This window comes from Hyphomicrobium sp. D-2, from assembly GCF_029872155.1.
In the GTDB taxonomy this organism is placed as follows: Bacteria; Pseudomonadota; Alphaproteobacteria; order Rhizobiales; family Hyphomicrobiaceae; genus Hyphomicrobium_A.
In genome coordinates, this window is sequence record NZ_JARXLA010000005.1 from 239,315 (window position 1) to 258,318 (window position 19,004).

Genomic DNA, 19,004 nt, shown 5'->3' on the forward strand with positions numbered 1-19,004 from the left:
CCCTCCTGCCTCAGATCCAACGGCGCGATCTGGATTTGTAGTCGAGATATGCTTGTCCGAAACGCCGTTCCAGATGGCGTTCTTCCGGCACGATGGCGAGCTTCGTAACAAGCGCGGCGAACGCAGCGGCGGCGCCAACCAGCCAGATGTTTTTTGTCAGCTCGGCCGCGCCAAGCAGGATCATGGCATCGCCCAGATAGATCGGGTTGCGAAAGCGCCAGAACGGACCGGACGTGACGAGGTGCGTGGCCCCGACGTCGGGAAGCATGGTCGTGTCGTGGGTGCGAAGTGTAACGATGCCCCAAACGACAAGCACGATGCCGAGCACGCCGATGCCAAGCCCGATGAAACGTGCGGGCGTATCGTCAACGCCGGGCCACTCAATCGGTGCGGCATAGCCAAGGATGATCGCCAGCGCAGCAAAGCCCGCCAGCAGCAGCGGCGGCCATGGCACCGAACTCGGCCGCAGCTCGATATCGCTATCGTCCTGCGTTTCGGCATCGCGCTGCATTTCAGCGCTCTCCGACGCATCCTCGGCCAGTGGCTCAGCCGATTGCTGACCGGGCTGCTGCGTTGCCTGTCGGGAGGCGGCGTTGTCTGGTTCGTTAATCGACATGAAATTCCCGTCGTGGGCTGCACCGCACAACATCTACACCAGAAACATGGCGGGCTGCGAATCGGCGCTAGAGCAGGGTTCGATTATTCAAAACGCACCGTGCTCTAGCTTCTTTGTGAGACCGATGATCCACATCCCGAACTGGAAGGGCCGGAGCGATCACGATCTTGAGGGCAGGCGCGGTTCTGTGAATTGCGATAATGCGAAAGCGATGACGGTCTAGTTTGTCGGTGAAGCTTTGAATGGCTCGGGCGTTGCGCCGGATGTGTCGGCCAGCGCCGCCGCAATGTTGAATGTCTTGCAGTTCTTGCTGGCGAGGCGCTCGTTGTAGGCATCCAGCATGGCTCGTTCGCGACTGTATTGCGCGTCAGGGTCCAGCCCTTCGCGCGTGCCGCCCCAGATCGGTGTTGTGACGCTGCGGATGCCACGGGCAATGGCGGACGGTTGCGCATCGGGATTATAGCCGCGCAACTGCATGATGCGGATCTGCATGGTGCCGGTCAGCTTGCGGCAGTCAAAGCTGAGTTCCTCGGCGGTGAGCTGATAGCCGGGAGAAGGGGGAACCGAGCCTGTTACGATGCCGTCAGCGGAAGCGGGTGGAATGTCGCTGGCCAGTGAGGGAACGGGCGCGGAAGGCGAGCCGGCGCATCCGCACAGAAGCGCGGTTGCCATCACGGCCAATGCCCGTATTCGTCCCAGCCGCATCATTCCCCCGCTCAGGGCCGTTTATCGGGTATTAATAGGGGCGGATTAAGGGCGCGCCTAGCGGCGCTGGGCCGCAATCCAATAGTTTTATGAACCGGTTGCTTAGCGCGAGGGGCCGGGCTTCAATGGCGCCGCTTCAAGGACGCACACCGGCGCGCGGGATGGGTATATGCACATCAAGACTTCTGTTTTCGGTCAGTCATTGCTGATGGGGCTGGCACTCGCCGTAGCTCTGCCAGCGGCCGCCCGCGCTGAAAATGAGCCCACCGGTTATGTGTGCACCTTCGCGAAGGGCACGTCCTGGACTTTCGAGGACGGTGCATTCAAGGACAAGGCGCCCGAGGCGATGGGCTTCACCATTGCCGATATCGATCTTGAAAAGCAGTCGGCCAAGCTGCAGGCGGACGGAGCGGCAGCGCCGGGCGAACTGAAGATTGTGCGCGCCATCAACGCCAATCACTTCCTTGAGGTCGTCAACGAAGGCTTCCTCAATCTGACGACCGTCTACGACAAGGACGATGCCAGCGGAGTGTATCCGGCCGTCCATTCGCGCCATTTCGGCGTGTTGGGTCAGCCGGTGATCGCACAGTACACCGGCACCTGCACCGCGAAGTGAGCGTCCGGCCGGTTCATCTTGGAGCGTGACGGGTGGCTCTGCATCTCATCAAGCTGTGCGTCGGCGTCGACAGCATTGAAGAGCTGGCCGAGTGGCAGCAGGCGCGCGTGGCGGAGCAGAAGCGTGCGGGCTTAGCACCACGCATTGTGCACTCAACCTTCCAGTCGCCAAAACGCGATGCTGAGCTGCTGGATGGCGGCTCGCTGTATTGGGTAATCAAGGGCACGGTGCAGGTGCGCCAGCGCCTGCTGGGGCTGGAAGCGGGTACGCGCCCCGACGGCCGGGCGGCCTGCCACATTCTGCTTGATGCTGAATTGGTGCCCGTGCGTCCGGTGCCACGCCGTGCCTTTCAGGGCTGGCGCTATCTTACCGCCGATGATGCGCCGCCGGACCTCGCCGCGACCGGCAACATTGCCGACGATATGCCTGATGCCTTGCGACGGGAGCTTGCGGCGCTGGGCTTGCTCTGAGATCTAGGTGCAGCATCCATCCGATTTGCGGAGCACGCACCACCATGGCCAAACCGCGCCTGACCCAGTTGATTGAAAGCCTGCCCGCCATGGTGCCGTTTGTCGGCCCGGAGGCGCTGGTGAGGGCACGCGAGAAGCCGTTCCGGGCCCGTATCGGCGCCAATGAAAACGTGTTCGGCCCATCGCCGCGCGCCATTGCTGCGATGGCGGAAGCGGCTGCTGGTAACTGGATGTATGCCGATCCGGAAAGCTTTGAGCTACGCGAGGCGCTGGCCCAGTTCCACGGTGTTGATCGCGCGAACATCGTGGTGGGTGAGGGCATCGACGGACTGCTGGGGCTGACGGTCAAGCTCACGATTGACCCCGGCCATACGGTTGTGACGTCCAACGGTACCTATCCGACATTCAACTTCCATGTGGCAGCGGCCGGTGGCCGTCTGGTACGCGTGCCCTATCGCGACGACCGGCAGGATCTTGGCGCGTTGCTTGATGCCGCAATCGCCGAGGATGCGCGCCTGCTCTATGTGTGCAATCCGGATAATCCGATGGGATCGTTCTGGGCGGCTGACAAGCTGCAGGAGCTGATTGCGGCGTTGCCGGATGGGCTGTTGCTGTGCCTCGACGAAGCCTATTGCGACACCGCCACGGCGATGCAGCCGCTGGCGTTCGATGTCGGCAATCCGCAGGTCATCCGCATGCGTACGTTCTCAAAAGCATACGGGCTGGCAGGCGCGCGCATCGGCTATGCGGTGGGTGAAGCCGGGTTGATCGCGCAGTTCGAGAAGGTGCGCAATCACTACGGCATCAACCGCGTCGGTCAGATCGGTGCACTGGCTGCGCTTGGCGATCAGGCATACCTGGCCGATGTCGTTGGGCGCATTGACCGGGCGCGCGGGATGCTGGGCGACATCGCGCAGCGCAATGGATTGCAGCCGCTGCCCTCGGGCGCCAACTTTGTAGCGATGGATTGCGGGCGCGACGGTGCCTATGCACGCCGGGTGCTGGACGGATTGCTGGCGCGCGATGTGTTTGCCCGCATGCCGGGGACGGCAGGGCTGGATCGCTGCATTCGCGTGAGCTGTGGCACCGAGGCCGATCTCGATGTGTTCGCGGCGGCTTTGCCGGAGGCGATAGCCGATGCCGACGCGGGTTGATGGGCGCGGGGATTTTGATGACCACAGCGGGCTGCAAATCCGCGGTCGGACGCTGCGGTTTCATGCGGTGAGTGGGTGACGGGCTAATGCTGCTGCGGTTGCAACCTGTGCGGCTGTCGGTGGGATTGGCAAAACCTTAAGTCGGAGCGGGCATTATGCGCCGTCCCGTTTGAAGCCTGCCGATCAAAAAGGCCCGCCATGCACGAACAGCTGCTTGAATACTCGTCCTGGTCCTTCCAGCTCGCATTCGTCATTATCGTTCTTTATCTGGTGCTTGGCCTGATCAAGCCGTCGCTGGTGCTGGCCGCAAAACGGTCGACCGTGGTGGTGGTGTCGGTGATTGCGATGCTGCTGGCTGCGACGGCGTTCTATGTTGCGGTTCGTCCGCTGGATAACGTGGGCCCGCAGCCACCGGCGGCCGACATCATTCCTGAGCCCGCACCTGCACCGGCTGAAGCTGATGCGCCGGCACCGGCCGATCACGATCATTCCGCACCGCAAGAACCCGCTGCCCCGCAACAGTAATTCGCGGCTCCCCGCTCCCCTGCCTGGCGACGCTGGCGCGTGGTTTGACCACGCCCAGCTTGATGCGCGTCAAGCAACTATTGTGCTGCACACGATTCTATTGATACTGCTGCTCACTAGGGGAACGGGGAAGCTCTGCGTCAGCGCCCCGAAAAGAAGCCGGCACAGGCCGGCGATCGAATGGGAGAGAAGCGATAATGAGCGGGACCTTGGGATTTCTTGTCGGCGTGGTGCTGTTGGTTGTTGGTCTGGGCGGCCTTGGTTTGGCGCTGCATCAGATGATGATCGACGCAACTGTGCAGGGTCCGATAGCCGGTGGCCTGGTGACATTCGTCGTCGCCGCGTTCGCTTCGCTGCTGATCATTCGTTGATCCTGTCCGCACTGGCGTGGCGGTAGAGGTGCCGTCTCTAGGGCCAGCGTCGTAGGGACTGCCGCGAGAACGTCCACTCAGGCGTAATCAATTCGCCGTCGAAGGCCGCCGGATACCACGGTGAGCCATCGGCGGCGTTTTCGTTTGCGGGGGGATCCGGGGCAGGATTATTGGCTATTGCGCCCACCATGTGCATGTTCCGGAGCACATGGATGTTCTGCGCTGGCATATAGCTTTGCAGCAGCAGGAAGCGCTTTTCGCCGGTGCCGGGATTTTCCACCATGTCGGCCACCAGCACGGCGTGCCCCGGAAAACCGCCCTTGATGAAGACGTCGCCGATGGCGATTTCGGTCAGCGCAACGGGTTTCAGCTCGCGCTCAAGCGAGTAGGTGCCCGCGTAAGCAAACACGTAATCCATGTATTTGCGGAATGAAGGATAGCTCTGGTCGCGTCGCGCCGAAAAGGCGAGCGGCTTGCCTTCGGTATTGTTGAAGCGGATGTCGCGCTTGCGATCCTGGGTGAACAGCCATTCGCCGCGCAGGCGCATGATGGCATCGGCGCATTGCTGCAGGTCGCGCCTGCCGACATCGATATCGATCACCGCCGCGTGCACATCCTGCCGCCATTTGTTGGCGCCGGTGAAGGTTTGCACCGGCGTACCCGGTGGCTTCATCGGCAAACCGCGCAACCATGTGGCCCAGCTTCCTGCCGAAGCGGGCACACGCACGAAGCCGGCGGGTGGTGGCACGGATTGCGCGAGTGTCGGCGCGTCAGGCGTATGCGGCCGGGCGTAGCCCGGCGCTGCAATGGCGGGTGCTGACGGCGTCAGTGACGCCAGCATCAGAATGGCGAACAGGGCAAAGCGGAATGGTGGTGAATGCTGCATGTCCGTTGCATGCAGCGTTCCTGTGGCACGGCCAAGGCGATGCGCAAACACTTGGCCATGCGCGAGCGGAAGCAGTCGCAGAGGGAGAGGCAGACGCGATCAGCGATTGTAAGAGAACGCCTGCGAGTGCCAGGTGGTGGCGTACATCTGCTGAGCCCACGCCGGTGCGCGCTGCGCCAGATGGGCGTTCGTCACTTTCTTTTTGCGCTGACGCTTCACCTGATGCACCGGCGTGCGATAGGCGCGAATTGCGCCGCGCTTGCGGCTTGAGCGGGCATGACGCCGGTCGTCATCGTCATCATCCGATTTTGCGCTGGTGTCGCGCCGCGCTTTTCTTTCGGCAGCCACATCGGCGTTATTTTCGGAGGCTGCGGCGTGATCGGCATCGGCGCTGTCGGCAGGGTTGTCGGCCAGCGCGGCGACGGTGAGCGGCGCTTCCGGCGATGCGTCGGCTGCTGGTGTTGATTGAGCCGACGTTACATCGGCAATTGCTGCTGTGCTTTGAGGGGCAGCGGCTTCGGCATGGCGCGCCTGGGTCGTGGGCGCGGCCGCAGGTTCGCGATCAGTGGCGTCGATGCCCTGGGCAAGCGATGCGGTGACCGTCGGCTCGCGTTCCATCAGCGGGCGATCGCTGGCAAGAAACGCCAGATCGTCCGGCGAGGCAGGTGGATACGAGGGGGCAGCGCCGCTGTCGCGCGTGTCAATGAAGGCCGCGTTCTGGATGTAATCCATACGATCGAGATCCGCCTGATCGAACGGCGTTGAGCATGCGCAACTCGAAGGGCCGGAAAGAACCGCGACCGCAAGTCCACCGATAAGCAGAACCGAGAGAAAGCCGCTGGTCTGCAGGCGTCCACCGCCAGTAACCGCAAGCGAAGCGATTTTTGAACTGTGCCGGACAATCCGCTCACGCATGGCGGCGAGTGCAGGCTCCAGGCGCTCAACTGTCACGGGGGCGGCGTCGCGGAACCGTTCCAGCAGCCATGACGAGGAGCCACTCAGCCGATCACCGAGCCATTCCATCCAGTTCGCGGGGAGCTGCGGTTTGGTGGGCGCAAGCACCCGGTAGCCGCCAATCGTCGGCTGGGCGCCTGCATAGCTGCGCAGGGCGGCAAACTGATCGAGAACCTGCAGAAAATTTTCCGCCGGGTCGATGCTGTCACGATCCGAGGTCGTGTTTGCCCGCATGGCGTTACTCCGCTTGCTGTCCCGCTGTCTCTGCTTTTTGAACGGATCTATGACCCGTTTAGCCAGGAAACAGCGTCTGTTGTGCCCCCACGATCACGCAAATACTCAACTGTCAGGGCGCAGATCCCTGAATAATCGCAACAAAGGTGCGATCTGCATTGTTAAGCTGGCACGGATATAGTGAATTTTTTCCAAATATTATGGATAGATACGGCGAGCGGTTGATATGATGTTTTAGCCATAAGTCCGGGGCCTTAGCGGGCCAAGAAAAGGCTCAGAATGCGGAGGAATGCGCGTAGGTGGCCGGCGCGGATCGGCCCGGTCGCTGCGATGTTGGACGCATCGGCCGCGGGCTCATGGCCCGGCGGCGGGCTCCACCGGAGGCGAGTCGGCCGGGTTCACTAAATAAAAATCAGGCCGCCATCGGTTTCTTGAACCACTCCCAACCGCCTTTGCGGTCGACCTTGCGGCGGTACAGCGCCTCGTCGGCGCACTTGAGCAACGAGCGCAGGTCTTTGCCGTCCTGAGGCGCCAGACTGGCGCCGATGCTGGCGCCGACGGTTGCCGGTCGCGACATCAGATTCATGGGACGCGTCAGTTCGGTCTGGATGCGCCAGCAGACCTGCTCGACCTGATCGGGAATTTTGAGACCGCTCAGCAACACGACAAATTCGTCGCCGCCCATTCGGCAAACAAGGTCGCCGCTGCGGACACTGTCCGTGAGGCGCTTGGCGACGATCTTCAGGGTTTCGTCGCCCGCGTCGTGACCCAGCGTGTCGTTGATGGCTTTGAAGCCATCAAGGTCGATCAGCAGCATGGCGGTGAGAGTTTGCTCGGGATTCGCAACGATCCGCGCCCAGTGCTGTTCAAGGGCGCGGCGATTGGGGAGGCCGGTGAGAGGATCCTCAAGTGCGACGCGGCGCAGTAGCGTTTCGGTGCTGCGCTGCTCCGATATGTCTTCAAACAACGCAATAGCGATATTCAGATCATGAAGCAGGATGCCACGGATCTGCGCTGTCTTCACACTGCCGTCGGCACACAAAATATCGACTTCGGTCTGTTCGACGTCGGAAACGCCATGGTTGCTGTTGGTCCAGACATTGCCCCACTTCTCCTTCGAGATCTCGCGATCTTCCGGACGCGGATAGGCGCGAACGATCCAGTCGGTGATGGTGTCGAATTCCGACGCCTTGTAGCCAAACGTCTTGGTAAACGCATCGTTCATGAATTTGATGCGCTCGTCGTCAAGGCTCGCCCACGACACCGGCATTGGAAGGGCGTTGAGGATCGCGAACAGATGTTCTTTTGAAAGAGTGAGAGGCATGGACGCTCGACAATTCACAGCCAATTGGAGATCCGATTGCGCTTTGTCGGGGAACGAGCGCCGGCAGTCTTAAAATTATTCCAAGCCAATTGCGTATGAATGAATCTGATCGCGTGGCATTTAAATAGGCAGGAAGAACGTGGGGGCTGTGGCCCGGCATGGTTAAGGTATTGTTGAAACCCGCACCGCTATTCTCCGATCGAGTGTTACATCGCAGGTGGTCGATGCGGGCTGTTTTAAATCTGATTTCGTTGCTGGCGGTCGGGCTGATAATGGCCGCCATCATCATGGCTGCGCCGACTGAAACAATGCGCGGCACGGAGCTGAAGCAGTTTCTTGAGGGCTTCGATTTTGCGGCGCCGGCATTGGACTATCGCTCTGTGCTGGCCGGTCTGGCGCTGGGTGTCGTGATCGCGCTGATCGCCCGGATATCCTGGGTGGATATCGCGCGTCGCACCGCCGGATGGATCGCCAATCAGGCGCACCGGCTGCTGTTGCTGGCGCTGGCCGCCATTCTGATCGGCGTCATCATCTACGTGTAGCGCACGCACATTCGCAATTCGGTTTCGGCGTCTTCGGCCCGGACATAAAAAGAAGGCCCGGAATTGCTTCCGGGCCTTCTTGCGTATTTGCAACCTGATGGTCCGCGCCTGTTACAGCGAGTAGTACATGTCGTACTCGACCGGATGCGGCGTCATTTCATAGCGCTGATTTTCAGCCATGCGCAGATCGATGTAGGCGTCGATCATGTCGTCGCTCATCACGCCGCCAGCCTTGAGGTAATCGCGGTCGGCGTCGAGGGAGTCGAGGGCTTCACGCAGGCTGCCGCACACGGTCGGGATGCTGGCAAGCTCAGCCGGCGGCAGGTCGTAAAGGTTCTTGTCCATCGGGTCGCCCGGATTGATCCGGTTGAGGATGCCGTCGATGCCAGCCATCAGCATGGCCGTGAAGGCCAGGTACGGGTTTGCCATCGGATCGGGGAAGCGCACTTCGAAACGCTTCGCCTTCGGGCTCGATACGTGCGGGATGCGGCACGAAGCGGAGCGGTTACGCGCCGAGTAGGCGAGCAGCACGGGGGCTTCGTAGCCCGGCACCAGACGCTTGTAGGAGTTGGTGGTCGGGTTGGTGAAGGCGTTGAGCGACTTGGCGTGCTTGAGGATGCCGCCGATGTAGAACAGCGCGTTCTCCGACAGATCGGCATAGCGGTCGCCAGCGAAGGTCGGCTTGCCTTCCTTCCAGATCGACTGGTGGACGTGCATGCCCGAACCGTTGTCGCCGAACACGGGCTTCGGCATGAACGTAGCCGACTTGCCGTAGGCCTGGGCGACCATGTGCGTCACATACTTATAGATCTGCATGTGGTCGGCGATGGTGACCATCGGGCCGAACTTGATGCCGAGCTCGTGCTGGGCAGCGGCCACCTCGTGATGGTGCTTTTCAACCGACACGCCCATTTCAACCAGCACCGAGATCATCTCGGAACGGATGTCCTGGCAGCTGTCGATCGGCGGCACGGGGAAGTAACCGCCCTTCATGCGCGGACGGTGGCCGAGGTTGCCCATTTCATACTGGGTGCCGGTGTTGGTCGGCAGCTCGTTGGAATCGACGCGGAAGCCGGTGTTGTACGGATCGGAGGTGAAGCGCACGTCGTCGAAGATGAAGAACTCGGCTTCCGGACCCATGAAGATGGTGTCGCCCAGACCGGTGGACTTCAGGTAAGCCTCGGCCTTCTTGGCGATGCCGCGCGGGTCGCGGTCATAGAACTGGCCGGTGGAAGGCTCGTGCACGTCACAGAATATGGCGAGCGTCGACTGGGCGAAGAATGGATCGATGTGGGCGGAGCTTGCGTCCGGCATCAGCAGCATGTCGGAGGATTCGATGCCCTTCCAGCCGCCAATCGACGAGCCGTCGAAAGCATAGCCATCGGCAAACACATCCTCATCCACCGTCGAGGCGTGCGCAGTCACGTGCTGCATCTTGCCCTTGGTGTCGGTGAAGCGGAAATCGACAAACTTGACGTCCTTATCCTTGATCGTCTTCAGGACATCACTCACGGTCTGCATGGGAGTTCCCCTATTTGAGTGCCGTTTTGACGGCGTCTTCAGTGCGTTTGATGGATGAACGGGCGCTGGCTGCCCGGTCGTCGGGATACGGGTTAGATCGCGTCGCCGCCGGTTTCGCCGGTGCGGATGCGGATGGCGGTGTCGATCGTCGAGATGAAAATCTTGCCGTCGCCGATGCGGCCGGTTTTGGCGGCCTTCTGGATTGCCTCGACCGCCTTGTCGACGAGTTCGTCGGCGAGAACGACTTCGATTTTAACTTTCGGCAGGAAGTCCACGACATATTCGGCGCCGCGGTACAGCTCCGTATGCCCTTTCTGGCGACCGAAGCCCTTCGCTTCGAGTACGGTGATGCCTTGCAGGCCGATTTCCTGCAGGGCTTCCTTCACTTCATCGAGTTTGAATGGCTTGATGATCGCTTCGATCTTCTTCATGACCCTTGGCCCCTTCGCGTTATGTCATTTCCAGCAAGGGCGGCTTGCGTGAACGGCCAAGAGTTAGCACGGTGCGTGCCAGTTCAAGCGCCATGTAAAAAATGCTGAAAACACAAACTGTTATGTGTTTGCCTCGGCAAGCCGCCGTCAAAAACAACGGCATGAGTGCCTATCAAGTAGGCAGCGTGCATGAAAAGTAGTCAGAGCCGGTGACCAACACTTTAATGTCGATGCAGGGCGCTCATTCCTTGGGCGGCGGACGCAACCAAGGTGTGCTTTTAAGCACCGAAGAGATGGGCCGTGCCGACCATCTGGCGGTGGAACTGGGCGTGCCAAGCCTGACGCTGATGGAAAACGCGGGTGCGGGCGTGGCGGCGCAGGCCCGGCTTTTGCTGCCGGGTGGTGCGGGGCGGATCGCGGTGTTGTGCGGACCCGGCAACAACGGTGGCGACGGCTTTGTCGCCGCCCGGCTGCTGCGGGAAGCCGGCTTGGACGTTCGCGTCGCGCTGCTGGGCAATGTGGCGGCGCTCAAGGGCGATGCCGCCGAAATGGCCGCGCGGTGGGCGTGGGAGATCGTCCCCCTCACGGCGGATGCAATTGCTGGCGCCGACCTGATCATCGACGCGCTGTTCGGCGCCGGGCTGGACCGGCCAATCACGGGCATCGCTGCGGAGGCGATCGCGGCGCTCAATGGTTCTGGCGTCCCGGTGTTGGCGGTGGATGTTCCGAGCGGCCTTGATGGCAATACGGGACAGCCGCTAGGCCCGGTTGTGCGGGCTTCCCACACGGTCACTTTCTTCCGTCGCAAGCCGGGGCATCTGCTGATGCCGGGGCGGGCGCTGTGTGGCGGTGTGACGGTGCATGACATCGGAACGCCGCCGGAGGTGCTGGACCGGATCGCCAGCAAGACCTGGGTAAACGGGCCGGACCTGTGGCGCGGCGCGTTTCCGTGGCCAAGGCTTGAGGGCCATAAATACGGTCGCGGCCATGCGCTGGTCGTGTCGGGTGCTGCGGCGTACACGGGAGCGGCCCGTCTTGGCGCGCGCGGTGCGTTGCGGGCTGGGGCGGGTCTGGTGACGCTGGCCAGTCCGGAAAACGCCCTGATCGTCAATGCTTCTCAGCTTACTGCGGTGATGCTGCTGCCGTTTTCAGGTCCGGAAGGCCTGTCGGGCATTCTGGCCGATCGGCGCAAGAACGCCGTGCTGCTGGGCCCGGCGCTGGGCGTCGGCGAGGAAACCCGTGCGCTGGTTGAGGCCGCTCTGGCCGCCGGGGCTGCAACCGTTCTCGATGCAGATGCGCTGACGTCATTCGCCGGACATCAGGCCGAGCTGTTTGCCGCCATCGCCAGCATTGCCGAACGGCCGGTGGTGCTGACACCGCACGATGGCGAGTTTCAGCGGCTGTTCCCGGATCTTGTGTCGGCGGCCAAGCCGGAACGGGCCCGACAAGCGGCGGCTCGGTCTGGAGCGGTCGTTGTGCTGAAGGGACCGGACACCGTGATTGCCGCTCCCGATGGCCGTGTGGCGATCAACGATAACGCGCCGCCGTGGCTGGCAACGGCCGGGGCGGGTGACGTGCTGGGCGGCTTTACCGTCGGTCTGCTGGCGCAACGGATGCCGCCATTCGAAGCGGCCAGCGCGGCGGTCTGGCTGCATGGTGCTGCTGCAGCGGCGTTCGGGCCGGGCCTGATTGCGGAAGATCTGCCGGACTCGCTGCCGCAGGTTTTGCGCGGCCTGATTGATCCGGTGTCCTGAGACGCATGCAAAACATCAATCCGGCGCCACAATCGCCGGCTATTTGTCCCGGACAGGCTTGGCGCGATGCTATCGGCGCACTAGAGCCTTGCACCGTTTCGTGCTTCTTGTCGGAAAACCGGTTCCCACTTTTCCGGAAGCACTCTAGTCTAGATTCGATGGGCGGCGCTTGGCTGCCGGTGGCACAATCTCGATCTGCGAGAGGCGAATGTTTCGACGGGCCCTGATGGCTTGCGCCCTGTTGCCTGCTGTAGGCGCTGGCGCTCTGGCCGCTCCGGCGGAAACGGGTTTGAAGGCGCAGGACGCCGCCACAGCGTTGGTGCGTGGCGATGCCGGTCAGGCCGTTGTCGGTTACACGGACGCGCTGAAGGATGCCGGGCTGACGAACGATCGCCGGGCCACGCTGCTGAACGATCGCGCCGTAGCCTATGCGCGCCTTGGCCAGACCAAGCTTGCGATTGACGACTTCAATCGCGCTGCGCAGCTTTTTCCCGAATATGCGGCGATCTACAACAATCGCGGTAATCTGCTGCTGGCGCTGGGCTATACCGAAGAAGCCATCAAGGATTTCAACCGCGCTATCGTGCTGGCGCCGGGTTATGCCGCCGCGCTGTCCAATCGCGCCGGTGCGCTGGCAAAGGACGGCGACCACGGCGAGGCCTTGCGCGATTACACTGCCGCCGTGCGCCTGATGCCGCAAGCTGCTGCTCCGCTGGCTGGCCGGGGGCGGGTGCATATGGCGGCGGGTCGGCCCCATGCCGCCATTCGCGATTTTTCCCGCGCCGTGACGTCCGATCCGCGGTTTGCGGCGGCCTATCGCAATCGCGCCGAAGCCAAGCTCGATATTCTGCGTATGGGCGATGCTATCGAGGATCTGTCCCGCGCCATCGCCTTCGACGTCAGCAATCCGGAACTATATCTGCTGCGCGGGCAGGCCTATCTTGCTTCTGATAACGCAGCGGCGGCGCTTAAGGACTATTCGCACGCGATCACGCTCGCCCCGGCCATGGCGCGCGGCTATGCCGAGCGGGGCCTCGCCTACGGCCTGACCCAGTCGTTTGATCTGGCGTTCGCCGATCTCAATCGGGCGATTGAGCTTGATCCACGCGGGGCGCTGGCGTTCGCCTATCGCGCGGTCGTCTATAAAATGAGCGGGCAGACAGACGTCGGCCTGAAGGACGCCGAGACAGCGGCCAAGATCGATCCCGATGGCGCGGAAGTGCTGTGGGCCAAGGCGGAGATCGAGGAAGCGCAGGGCCGCGTCGAGTTGGCGGTGGCCGACTACAAGAAGGCGCTGGCGGCCAAACCGCGCCTGAAGCTAGCATCCGATGCGCTGACGCGTCTGGGTGCCGACGGCGCCGATGCGGAAGATCGCGAAATTGCCGACGCAGGGGTCGACGTCTGGCGGGTGGTGCAGCGTGGCACGCAGTTTTATGCGGTGAGCGAGCGCTATCGCCGCCTTCGCATTCCGCTGGAAATGGCGGGCGCGGGTACGCCCAAGCTGCTGGAATTCGAAATCAAGAAGCCGCCGCTGCGGGGCATCGCCATCCTGCGGTTTTCTGCCGGTGCCATAGCCAGTGAGACGGGGCCGGCGCCGACGGAGCAGGTGGCCATCCTCGATCTGCAGGCCAACTCGGTGATAGGCATCGAACCGCACCGCGAGGGCGACAAGGTCGCGAACTGGACCTGGCAGAATGATCGCGTTGTCGTCGCCAGCGTCGATGGCGCGACGGACGAGTTCATGCTGCGCAATGCGCAGGTGCGCGCGGCAGAGCAGGAGCAGCGCCGCCAGAGGCGCCAGCAGCAACAGCGCGCCAAGCCGAAGACGTTCTTCCAGTTCCTATTCAACTAATTTTGATCACCGCGAATTTAGCGGCGGGCGGCAGCGGCGTGTGTGCCCGCCCGTTGCTCTAGGCGTCTGCGTGACGGCTGAAGTGCTGCAACAAGGCTACAGCCATCGCGGGAAATGCTGCCTGCAATGCTGAATTACACCGCGAGCGGTTGAGCTTAGCTGTCAATCAAGGAATGCTGCATGGATAGGTGCTGCAACTTTTGCTGCGCCCCGTAATGCCTCTGGCCGGGGGCTTCGCGTTTGCTGCGCGGTTAATATGCGTTCTGCGCGTGAGGCCATAAACATCGGTCAGAATTAAGCTTTCTGCATCATTCACCATCTATTCTGGTGCGAGGCTTTGAGTGTTCAGTTTCTTTAGTAGGTGAGAGCAATGCGTTCGGTTGCGGCAGTGTTTGCGGTCCTCGCGGCTGTGAGTGTGATTTCAACAGCATCGGCGGCTACGGAAATGCAGGTTGCCGCTGCTGATCCGGTTGAAGCGATTGATGCGGTGCGCCCGGATGTTCAGCATCAGGCGCTTGATGCGGCCCTGCCGCCGGCGGTTGCCCGCGATGGCGGGGAGACTGCCGAAGCACCGGCAGCAGCATTGCCACCTCCGCAGCCAACGCTGTTTGCGTCGATCGATCTTAGCAAGCAGACGATGACCGTCTCCGACAAGAATGGCGTGATCGCCAGCTGGAAGATCTCGTCCGGTCGCCACGGCCATCTGACGCCGACGGGTACCCACACGCCGCATTACACGGCGCGGATGCACTACTCGAAGCAGTATTACAATTCGCCGATGCCCTATTCGGTGTTCTTCAATCGCGGCATCGCCGTGCATGGCACCAATGATCTGCGCAACCTGGGCCGTCCGGCTTCGCACGGTTGCATCCGGTCCCATCCGAAGAACGCCAAGGTGTTTTACGATCTGGTGCAGAAGCACGGCCGCGAAATGACCCGTGTGACGGTGCACGGCAAGGTGCCAGCTTCGTCGGCTCCGGCGGTGGCCCGCAAGCAGCAGCAACAGCGTTACGCCCAGCCGCAGCAGTGGAACGGTGGCGGCCTGTTTGGCTACTCGCAGCAGGCGCCGAAGGCGAAAGCTAAGGCCAAGGGCAAGCAGAAGCAGCAGTACGGCGGTGGCGGTCTGTTCTGGTAAGCCGCTGCTACGGCTGTCCCGCCGCGCGTGACACGTGTCCGTGCGGCGGAGCGTTATGTGATCGGCAGAAAGCTAAACTGACTTCAGCCGACCCGATGCGGAAACGGGCGTAGATGCTGGCCTTCTTTTCTGGCGCTCGGCGACTCTCCGTCGGGGAGCCGGCCGCCGAGCGCCACAAAAAAACTAACTGTCATCTCGCTGGGGCGGTTCCATGGGGTGGCTGGAAGGACGCTCTGTTGGGGCTGCGAATGATACTTCGGCCGATCAAAGGCTGAAGCTGGCGTGGATCCCGACCTTCGCCGGGATGACGGTGTGCAGCGGCAAGCCGGTTTGGCGAGCACCAATCAGTGCTCGGCGGCCGGCTGTGCGGAGCACAGTCGCCGAGCGCAACAAAAAACCGCGATCAGAACGGGTTCCACGTCGGGCGCGGCGTGAAGCGGATGTAGCCGATGTTGGCTCCGAGCCTGAGGCCCAGACCGGTGCGGATCGGCGCCATCATGACCTGCCCGCCCTTCAGGAACGTGATGCCCACGCCGCCAATGAGATAGGCTGAGCCGTCGATGCCGGTGAAGTGGCGATAAAGATCGTCGGGCTGATGCACGCGGTAGATCAGGAACATCGTGCGCGAGCCGGCGGCGCCGAAGTCGGTGCCGATCGAGGGCCCGTGCCAGTAGATCTTGCTGCTGCCACCCGAGCGCATGTAGAGCGTGCCGCTGCCGTAGCGCACACCGGCCAGAAACGCGCCGCCGCCTTCGGTGCCGAGAACATAACCGGATGGGCGGCCCGCGCTTGAGAACGCGTATTCGATGACGCTGCCGAGCTCGGTGGAAATGGTGCCGAAGAAGCCGCGCGTGATCTCGCGGATTTCGTCGATGTCGTAGCCCTGTTCCTCCGGCGGCAATGGCTCCAGCATCGCGAGGCCAGCGCCGGGCTCCATCGTTGGCACGGACGGTCCAACGCGCAGGGTGTCCAGCGTGTGGGGCGTTTGAGGCGTGGTTTGTGCCGCCCAGTTCTGAGCCTTGGATTTTGCAACCGGCTTGGGTGGTGCAGCCTGCTCGGCGGCGGTCGCCTTCGCGGCAGGCGTTTCATTAGAACGCGGAGCGGCTGGCGATGGCGATGCTGCAGGTGCCTTGCTGGCGGCAACCTTTTTATCGCCGGCAGCGCCGCTGGCGATTGCGGCATCGAGCTTTTCGAGCGTGTAGCTGGACTTCGCCTTCATGACGCCGAGCAGCTCAAGCCCGGCGGCCTCAAGCTCGGTCAGCTTGCTGCAGTCGAGCAGGGCGTTCTCGGGGGGGCGGCCCAGCATGTCGATCTTGGTGATCAGATCCTCGGCGTCGGCATCGAGCTTTTCGGTGCGCGCATCGCGTAGCGCATTAAGCGCCTTTTCCTCGCTGTCGGCCTCGTTCCAGCCGCGCTTGGCGCCAAGCTGGCGGATCTTGTCCTGGATCTTCGGCAGCACTTCGGCGTTGAAAGTCCGTAGCGATGCGCCCGAGCGGTCCACCGCAGCGGCAAAGTCGTCAGCCGAGCAGGTGGCTGCTGCGGCCTGTTGCTGGGCCTGAGCGTAGGCCGGTAGCGGCGCGGCCAGGCTGAGAAGCTGGGCCGCAGCCGTAGCAGCGATTGCAGTGAGATTTCGGGGCAGCATCGCGACGCCTGTGATTAGCTTTGTCAGTTCACCGGCGCTGGAAGCTTGCGTGCAACGTGATCGTGGCGTCGCCGATTATTCGCCGTCGATCGTCTTGATGACAGAGTTCATGGGCCGGTCGGTCAGCACCGTGGGCATGCCCTTCATGTCCTTGGCGACCAGCTCGTCATACTCCGGCAGGGTCTGGATAGGATCTTTGGCCGTCATGTGCACGATCTTGTATCCGCCAGCCTTAAGCTGCTTCAGCAGGTCGGGCATTGCTGCCGCCGTATGGGGCTGGATGTCGTGCATCAGCAGGATGCCTTTGCCCTGCTTATCCAGCGACGCCATGATCCGCTTCACCAGAGCTTTGGCCGTGCCACCCTTATAGTCGAAGCTGTCGATATCGGTTGAGAACACGGCCACATTGCGGTCCGCCAGGTACTGCAATGTGTCATTGGAGTGGCGCAAAAATGGGAACCGGAAGAACGACGCAGTGGGCCCGTTGACGGCGCGACGGATGACGCTGAACGAGCGCTCGATTTCTTCCTTGGCCTGATCGAGCGTGAGCTTCGACAGATCCTTGTGGTTCATGGTGTGGCCGCCGATGGTGTGGCCGCTCTTGGCAACTTCGGCGAGGATGTCGGGATATCCGGCGGCAACCTTACCGACCGAGAAGAAAATCGCCTTCGTGCATTCGGCGTTCAGTGCCTTGAGAATGGCCGTAGTGCGATTGGGCAGCGGGCCGTCGTCGAAGGTAAGCACAACTTCCTTGGGCTGAAGGAAGTCATACATCTTGTAATGCTGGAAACCGAAGCCGGGTGCGCCGGTGGTATCGATTTGAACCGTGCGCGAAACGCCAAGCGGATTGGGATTGCCCGGACACTCAGCCTGCGGCTTGGCGCTGGCGGGTGCAGCGGCTTCGACCTGTGCCGCTGCTTCATCGGCGCCGTCCTGCGCATATGCGCCTATGGCGAGCGGCGTACACAGAAGTGCAGCGATGATTGCCTTGCTGACGGTCGAGCGCATTCAAACCTCCCCCGGAAACTTGCGAACTGATTCTCAGTTGTTAGCCGCAAATCTGCCGGTTAGCGGTGCGCGCTTGCAAGGAGTTTGTCTGCTCTACCGCAGATTTCACCGTCTTCTGTGGGTTAAATGTTTGCGACTGGTGTCGCGAGTGCTGGCACCGATGCCCTTTCGAATTAAGGGTGGGCTATCGAGCCTGAACCGTGCACGGCCGGATGTATGGCCGGAGCGGATGCGTGCCCCGTCATGCAGGTCACGCATCCGATGTTCCTGACGCTGAGCTTACGGAGCCGGCGTGGTCGGAGCGTCAGTTGCAGGCGCTGCCGGAGCCGGTGTTTCCGCGGGAGCTGCCGGAGCTTCTGCCGGGGCAGCCGGTGCTGGCTGTTCCGGTGCTGGCGGCGTCGCAGCCGGTGTTTCAGTCGGGGCAGCCGGAGCGGCCTCAGTTGTAGGCGTTTCGGTAGCAGGCGTTTCAGTCGCTGCGGGGGCAACAGCCTCCTTGGCGGCGTCATATGCCTTCTTGGCTGCTTCGCCAGCGCGTTCCATCGCCGGGCCGGCTTCTTCCTTGGCCCGCTCGTAAGCGTCCTTGGCGGTTACGGAGCCCTTGTCAGAAAGCTCCTTGGCCTTTTCGATGGCGCGATCCATCAGCGACTTCGCCGGCTGCTTGCGCTGGAATTCCGGCAGAGCGTCCAAAGTTTCTTTGGTGGCCTGCGGCAGAGAAACGTTCACAAGACCGTTCTCATGCTTGATGACGAGAGCGGGCAGCGCCACGGCGATGCGCTTCTCACCGAAGCCGGCGAACCCGCCGACGCCCATGATGACGCCTTCAACCTGATTGTCGCCGTTGAGGATCAGATCTTCGATGTCGCCAATGATGGCGCCATCGGCGTTATGTACCTTAGCGCCGAGCAGAAGATCCCTGGCGAGGTACTGATTCTCGCCCTGTGCGGTGAGAAACACATCCTGGGGAGCGGGGGCCGTCTGGGCCATTGCCGGCAGGGTCCAGAAAACCGCTGCGGCCGCCAATCCCAACACGCCTTTGTGCATCAAAATCTCCTTCGCTATGGGGGCCAGATGCCGTGTTTTGCGGCATCCGGGCGCTGCGGTTGATTAACCAACGCGCGCGATCAGGCATGTAAACCCTACATGTGGCGTCCACAAGTCAGCCAGGATGCGACGTCGAAGGAATGTGTGGGTTCGCGCAACGCCCTGAAATCGCGCTATAAATTATCCTAAGGCGGAAAAGTCGCGAGACGTTGCGCGCATTGCT

19 protein-coding genes are annotated in these 19,004 nt (G+C 62.2%); 9 read left to right on the plus strand and 10 right to left on the minus strand.

The window, feature by feature from the left end; all coding sequences use genetic code 11:
* Positions 1 to 10: 10 nt before the first annotated feature.
* Entirely contained in the window at positions 11 to 616 is a 606-nt protein-coding gene (locus QEZ49_RS11155) for an isoprenylcysteine carboxylmethyltransferase family protein (RefSeq protein WP_280386905.1), read from the minus strand.
* Positions 617 to 835: 219 nt separating this feature from the next.
* Positions 836 to 1,288 (minus strand): hypothetical protein, encoded by a 453-nt coding sequence (locus QEZ49_RS11160; RefSeq protein WP_280386907.1) that lies wholly within the window; start codon positions 1,286 to 1,288, stop codon positions 836 to 838.
* Positions 1,289 to 1,490: 202 nt separating this feature from the next.
* Between QEZ49_RS11160 and QEZ49_RS11165 the strand changes: the two genes are divergently transcribed.
* The 5 genes from QEZ49_RS11165 to QEZ49_RS11185 all read left to right on the plus strand — a co-directional run bounded on the left by QEZ49_RS11165 (position 1,491) and on the right by QEZ49_RS11185 (position 4,457).
* The gene (locus QEZ49_RS11165; protein WP_280386909.1) at positions 1,491 to 1,937 is read left to right on the plus strand and encodes a hypothetical protein; all 447 of its coding nucleotides are present in this window, start codon (positions 1,491 to 1,493) and stop codon (positions 1,935 to 1,937) included.
* A 32-nt stretch (positions 1,938 to 1,969) separates the two neighbouring features.
* Positions 1,970 to 2,407 (plus strand): DUF1489 domain-containing protein, encoded by a 438-nt coding sequence (locus QEZ49_RS11170; RefSeq protein WP_280386911.1) that lies wholly within the window; start codon positions 1,970 to 1,972, stop codon positions 2,405 to 2,407.
* A gap of 44 nt (positions 2,408 to 2,451) precedes the next feature.
* Positions 2,452 to 3,561, plus strand: a complete 1,110-nt coding sequence (locus tag QEZ49_RS11175; RefSeq protein WP_280386913.1) for a pyridoxal phosphate-dependent aminotransferase — start codon at positions 2,452 to 2,454, stop codon at positions 3,559 to 3,561.
* 198 nt (positions 3,562 to 3,759) lie between these two features.
* On the plus strand, positions 3,760 to 4,086 hold the full coding sequence (locus QEZ49_RS11180) for a hypothetical protein (protein WP_280386915.1): 327 nt from the start codon (positions 3,760 to 3,762) through the stop codon (positions 4,084 to 4,086).
* A 197-nt stretch (positions 4,087 to 4,283) separates the two neighbouring features.
* Entirely contained in the window at positions 4,284 to 4,457 is a 174-nt protein-coding gene (locus QEZ49_RS11185) for a hypothetical protein (protein WP_280386917.1), read from the plus strand.
* 37 nt (positions 4,458 to 4,494) lie between these two features.
* Here the strand turns inward: QEZ49_RS11185 and QEZ49_RS11190 are convergent, their stop codons facing one another.
* The 3 genes from QEZ49_RS11190 to QEZ49_RS11200 form a co-directional block, all read right to left on the minus strand.
* Positions 4,495 to 5,343, minus strand: a complete 849-nt coding sequence (locus QEZ49_RS11190; protein WP_280386919.1) for a DUF4846 domain-containing protein — start codon at positions 5,341 to 5,343, stop codon at positions 4,495 to 4,497.
* A gap of 99 nt (positions 5,344 to 5,442) precedes the next feature.
* Positions 5,443 to 6,531 carry a hypothetical protein gene (locus tag QEZ49_RS11195; protein WP_280386921.1) on the minus strand — a complete coding sequence of 363 codons (1,089 nt, stop codon included), beginning with the start codon at positions 6,529 to 6,531 and terminating at the stop codon, positions 5,443 to 5,445.
* A 412-nt stretch (positions 6,532 to 6,943) separates the two neighbouring features.
* Positions 6,944 to 7,855: a sensor domain-containing diguanylate cyclase gene (locus QEZ49_RS11200; RefSeq protein WP_280386923.1), complete on the minus strand. Its 912-nt coding sequence runs from the start codon at positions 7,853 to 7,855 to the stop codon at positions 6,944 to 6,946.
* 224 nt (positions 7,856 to 8,079) lie between these two features.
* Between QEZ49_RS11200 and QEZ49_RS11205 the strand changes: the two genes are divergently transcribed.
* Positions 8,080 to 8,397 (plus strand): hypothetical protein, encoded by a 318-nt coding sequence (locus tag QEZ49_RS11205; RefSeq protein WP_280386927.1) that lies wholly within the window; start codon positions 8,080 to 8,082, stop codon positions 8,395 to 8,397.
* 111 nt (positions 8,398 to 8,508) lie between these two features.
* Here QEZ49_RS11205 and glnA read toward each other — a convergent pair whose 3' ends face one another.
* Both glnA and QEZ49_RS11215 read right to left on the minus strand, forming a co-directional pair.
* Positions 8,509 to 9,918: a type I glutamate--ammonia ligase gene (gene glnA / locus QEZ49_RS11210; RefSeq protein ID WP_280386930.1), complete on the minus strand. Its 1,410-nt coding sequence runs from the start codon at positions 9,916 to 9,918 to the stop codon at positions 8,509 to 8,511.
* Between the two features lie 92 nt (positions 9,919 to 10,010).
* Entirely contained in the window at positions 10,011 to 10,349 is a 339-nt protein-coding gene (locus tag QEZ49_RS11215) for a P-II family nitrogen regulator (protein ID WP_068464298.1), read from the minus strand.
* A 224-nt stretch (positions 10,350 to 10,573) separates the two neighbouring features.
* Between QEZ49_RS11215 and QEZ49_RS11220 the strand changes: the two genes are divergently transcribed.
* From QEZ49_RS11220 to QEZ49_RS11230, 3 genes are all read left to right on the plus strand, one after another.
* On the plus strand, positions 10,574 to 12,103 hold the full coding sequence (locus QEZ49_RS11220; protein WP_280387294.1) for an NAD(P)H-hydrate dehydratase: 1,530 nt from the start codon (positions 10,574 to 10,576) through the stop codon (positions 12,101 to 12,103).
* Positions 12,104 to 12,311: 208 nt separating this feature from the next.
* Positions 12,312 to 13,955 carry a tetratricopeptide repeat protein gene (locus tag QEZ49_RS11225; RefSeq protein ID WP_280386933.1) on the plus strand — a complete coding sequence of 548 codons (1,644 nt, stop codon included), beginning with the start codon at positions 12,312 to 12,314 and terminating at the stop codon, positions 13,953 to 13,955.
* 370 nt (positions 13,956 to 14,325) lie between these two features.
* Positions 14,326 to 15,090: a L,D-transpeptidase gene (locus QEZ49_RS11230; protein ID WP_280386935.1), complete on the plus strand. Its 765-nt coding sequence runs from the start codon at positions 14,326 to 14,328 to the stop codon at positions 15,088 to 15,090.
* 403 nt (positions 15,091 to 15,493) lie between these two features.
* Here the strand turns inward: QEZ49_RS11230 and QEZ49_RS11235 are convergent, their stop codons facing one another.
* From QEZ49_RS11235 to QEZ49_RS11245, 3 genes are all read right to left on the minus strand, one after another.
* Positions 15,494 to 16,732: a DUF1134 domain-containing protein gene (locus tag QEZ49_RS11235; RefSeq protein WP_280386936.1), complete on the minus strand. Its 1,239-nt coding sequence runs from the start codon at positions 16,730 to 16,732 to the stop codon at positions 15,494 to 15,496.
* Between the two features lie 75 nt (positions 16,733 to 16,807).
* A complete protein-coding gene (locus QEZ49_RS11240; RefSeq protein WP_280386938.1) occupies positions 16,808 to 17,740 on the minus strand; it encodes a polysaccharide deacetylase family protein in 933 nt (310 codons plus the stop codon).
* A 279-nt stretch (positions 17,741 to 18,019) separates the two neighbouring features.
* On the minus strand, positions 18,020 to 18,781 hold the full coding sequence (locus QEZ49_RS11245; RefSeq protein WP_280386940.1) for a PRC-barrel domain-containing protein: 762 nt from the start codon (positions 18,779 to 18,781) through the stop codon (positions 18,020 to 18,022).
* Between the last annotated feature and the right edge of the window lie 223 nt (positions 18,782 to 19,004).